The 3,143-nt window shown below is 67.6% G+C and carries 2 protein-coding genes; one reads left to right on the top strand and one right to left on the bottom strand.

All coding sequences use genetic code 11. The features are described from left to right. Positions 1 to 91 precede the first annotated feature (91 nt). Complete coding sequence (locus QM019_RS12600) at positions 92 to 1,363, bottom strand: S1C family serine protease (RefSeq protein WP_282853298.1); 1,272 nt, start codon at positions 1,361 to 1,363, stop codon at positions 92 to 94. 258 nt (positions 1,364 to 1,621) lie between these two features. Between QM019_RS12600 and QM019_RS12595 the strand changes: the two genes are divergently transcribed. Beyond that, positions 1,622 to 3,061, top strand: a complete 1,440-nt coding sequence (locus QM019_RS12595) for an amino acid permease (RefSeq protein WP_282853297.1) — start codon at positions 1,622 to 1,624, stop codon at positions 3,059 to 3,061. Positions 3,062 to 3,143: the final 82 nt, after the last annotated feature.

Here is a 3,143-nt window from a genome sequence, read left to right as displayed (position 1 = left end):
CTCTCGCTCGACACCTGCTGGTTCGAGTAAGGCGCGAACAACGACAGGGGGGCCGGTCACGATCGTGACCGGCCCCCCACTCGTTTTCCGCCTAGTTGGCCGGGCCCTCGACGAGGGTCGTCGTGCCGCTCTGCTCGGCGCCCGACGACGTCGTCCACGTCAGGGTCACCTCGGTGCCAGGCGTGTACTCGGCGATAAGTCCCTGCAGCTCGGATGCGCTGCCCACGGCGATGCCGTCGACCGCGGTGATCGTGTCGCCGGCCGCGAGGCCGACCTCGGCCGCGGGGGTGTCGTCGTAGACGCCCGCCACCGCGGCGCCCGCGACGCTGCTCGAGCTCGTGTCCGACGTCGTGTCGGCGAGCGCGATGCCGAGGAACGCCGGCGTGCCGAGGGTGTTCGTGTCGGTCTCGACGCCGTCGATGATGTCCTGCGCGACGCTGAGCGCCGTGTCGATCTCGATCGCGTAGCCCGAGATGTTCGTGCCGCCGCTCGAGGCCGCGGTCGTCATGCCGACCACCTCGCCCTCGTCGTCGAGCACGGCACCGCCCGAGTCGCCCGACACCACGTCGGCATCGATCTCGATCATGTTCGTGAGGGTGTTCGAACCCGTTGTCCCGCCGCTCGCGGCCTCGTTCGACGGCGTCACCGAGGCGTTGAGATCGGTCACGACGCCGTCGGCGGCCATGAGGTCGCCGCCGCCCTCGGCGTTGCCGACCGCGGTCACGGCGTCGCTCACGGCGAGGTCGTCGTCATCATCGATCGTCGCCGTGGTGAGGCCGCTCGCGTTCTCAAGCTGCAGCACTGCGACGTCCTGCGTCGAGTCGGTGCCGACGACGGTCGCGTTGTAGGTCGTGCCATCGGTCGTGGTCACCTGCACCGAGGTCGAGCCCTCGACGACGTGGTTATTCGTCAACACGAGGCCGTCAGAGCTGAGCACGATGCCGGTGCCCGCGGCCGCCGCGCTCTGGTATTCGAGCTTCGTGTCAATGAGCACGATGCCGGTCGACTCGTCGGCGCTCGCGGCCGAGATGTCGAGGCTGTCGGTCGACTGCTGCGTCGAGCCGCCGAGCGAGCCGCCACTCTGCCCATCCGTGCCCTGGCCGAGCCCGCCGCTCGAGGTGCCCTCGTCGACCCACGGCACGAGATCGAGCAGCTGCTGTTTGAGCGCCTGGGATGCGGGGCTGAGGTTCTGCGCCTGCTCGGTTGAGGCCTCCGCGCCACGCCAAGCGCTTTGCGCGGTGTTACCGGTGCTGACGGCGAGGCCGCCGAGCGCGCCAGCGAGGACGAGGCCACAGCCGGCAGCAACTGCCGTCAGGCCGCGCCACACACGAGGTTTCGGAGAGGTGGGGACTGAGTCGTTCATGGAACTGATATCACCCCTCTTCGCGATGATTCGGGCATGGGAACGCTATGAACCAGTTATGCGCCGATATGACACCGGGCTTGCACAGTGAGTAAAATCACTGATCGCCGACGACGACGCTTCATGCACCGCCGCCGAGACACCCCGATGGCGGGATGCACGTTTGTACGGCACACAGTGACAGCGCAGTGAGCCCGGACGCCGACCTCCAGCAGGACCCCTGACCGAGCGCCCCGCGCGCGCAACCCGGAACGCGAAATGTCACAACACACCGCCCAGGCTGGCACCGACGCACAGCCAGCGAAGAAGCTTCGCAATCGCCACGTGACGATGATCACGCTCGGCGGCATCATCGGTTCGAGCCTGTTCGTGGGCTCGGCCAACGTTATCTCCCAGGTCGGCCCCGCCGCCCTCTTCTCCTACGCCATCGGCGGTCTGCTCGTCATGCTCGCGATGCGGATGCTCGGCGAGATGGCGACCGCCCGGCCGTCGATCGGCTCGTTCATGGAGTACGCCCGCAGCGGCCTCGGCGAGTGGGCCGGCTACCTCGTGGGCTGGCTCTACTGGTACTTCTGGGTCGGCGTCGTCGCCTACGAGGCGGTCATCGGTGGCGCGATCCTCAACGGCTGGTTCCCCGTTATTCCCTCGTGGGTCTTCGCCGTCGCCCTGCTCGTCATCTTCATCGTCACGAACCTCGTCTCGCTGCGGTCGTTCGGCGAGGTCGAGTTCTGGCTCGCGAGCATCAAGGTTGCCGCGATCATCGTCTTCCTCGCCGTCGGCGCGCTATTCATCTTCGGGCTTTGGCCGAACGCGACGCCCGGCATCAGCAACCTCTGGAGCCACGGCGGCTTCGCGCCGAACGGTGTCTGGCCGATCCTCTCGGGTGTCGCCATCGTGATCTTCTCGTACTTCGGCACCGAGATCGCCGTCATGGCGGCGGCCGAGTCGGAGGACCCGGCCCGCGGCGTGCGGCAGGCCACCAACACGATCATCTGGCGCATCCTGCTCTTCTACTTAGGTTCGGTGTTCCTCATCGTCGCGATCGTGCCGTGGAACGGCCTACCCGACACCGACGACCAGGGCCCATTCGCCTACCTGTTCTCGCAGTACGGCATTCCCGGCGCCGACCTCATCATGACCGCCGTGATCCTCACCGCCGTCTGCTCGGTGCTCAACTCGGGCATCTACTCGGCGTCGCGCATGTTCGCGTCGATTGCTGAACGCGGCTTTGCCCCGAAGTTCATCGCCCGCAAGGCAAAGAACGACGTGCCGGTCGCGGCCGTCATCGCCTCGACGCTCGGCGGCTTCGCCGCGGTGCTCGTGAGCTTCCTGTTCCCCGACAGCGGCATCTTCGACTTCATCATGAACAGCTCGGGCCTCGTCGCCCTGTTCGTATACGTGTTCATTGCGCTGACGCAGGTGCGCCTGCGCAACAAGATGACCCCGGACGAGCAGGCGAAGCTCAAGCTGAAGATGTGGCTGCACCCGTGGCTCGCGTACCTCACCGTCGCCGCCGTCGCCGGCATCGTCGTGATCATGCTCGTGAGCGGACCGAGCACGCAGGTGCAGGTGTGGACGAGCCTGATCTCGGTCGTCGTGCTCGTGGCCGTGTGGCCGTTGGTGCGCCGCAACCTCAAGAAGTCGGGCCAATACGGCAAGCCGATCACCGAGGCCGTCGAGGCCCCGATGGGCGAATAGCTCCCCTGGCCCGATCAACGAGCGGCGGGGGCCCCCGCGGGGGGGGGGGCCCCCCCCCGGGTGTGGGGGGGGGGGGCGCACC

The organism is Gulosibacter sediminis (assembly GCF_030011715.1).
In the GTDB taxonomy this organism is placed as follows: domain Bacteria; phylum Actinomycetota; class Actinomycetes; order Actinomycetales; family Microbacteriaceae; genus Gulosibacter; species Gulosibacter sediminis.
This window is presented reverse-complemented; position numbering and strand designations above follow the sequence as displayed.

Bases quoted from the DNA above. Each gene is read 5' to 3' on its own strand.
- QM019_RS12600 (WP_282853298.1), bottom strand. From the start codon at position 1,363: ATGAACGACTCAGTCCCCACCTCTCCGAAACCTCGTGTGTGGCGCGGC.
- QM019_RS12595 (WP_282853297.1), top strand. From the start codon at position 1,622: ATGTCACAACACACCGCCCAGGCTGGCACCGACGCACAGCCAGCGAAG.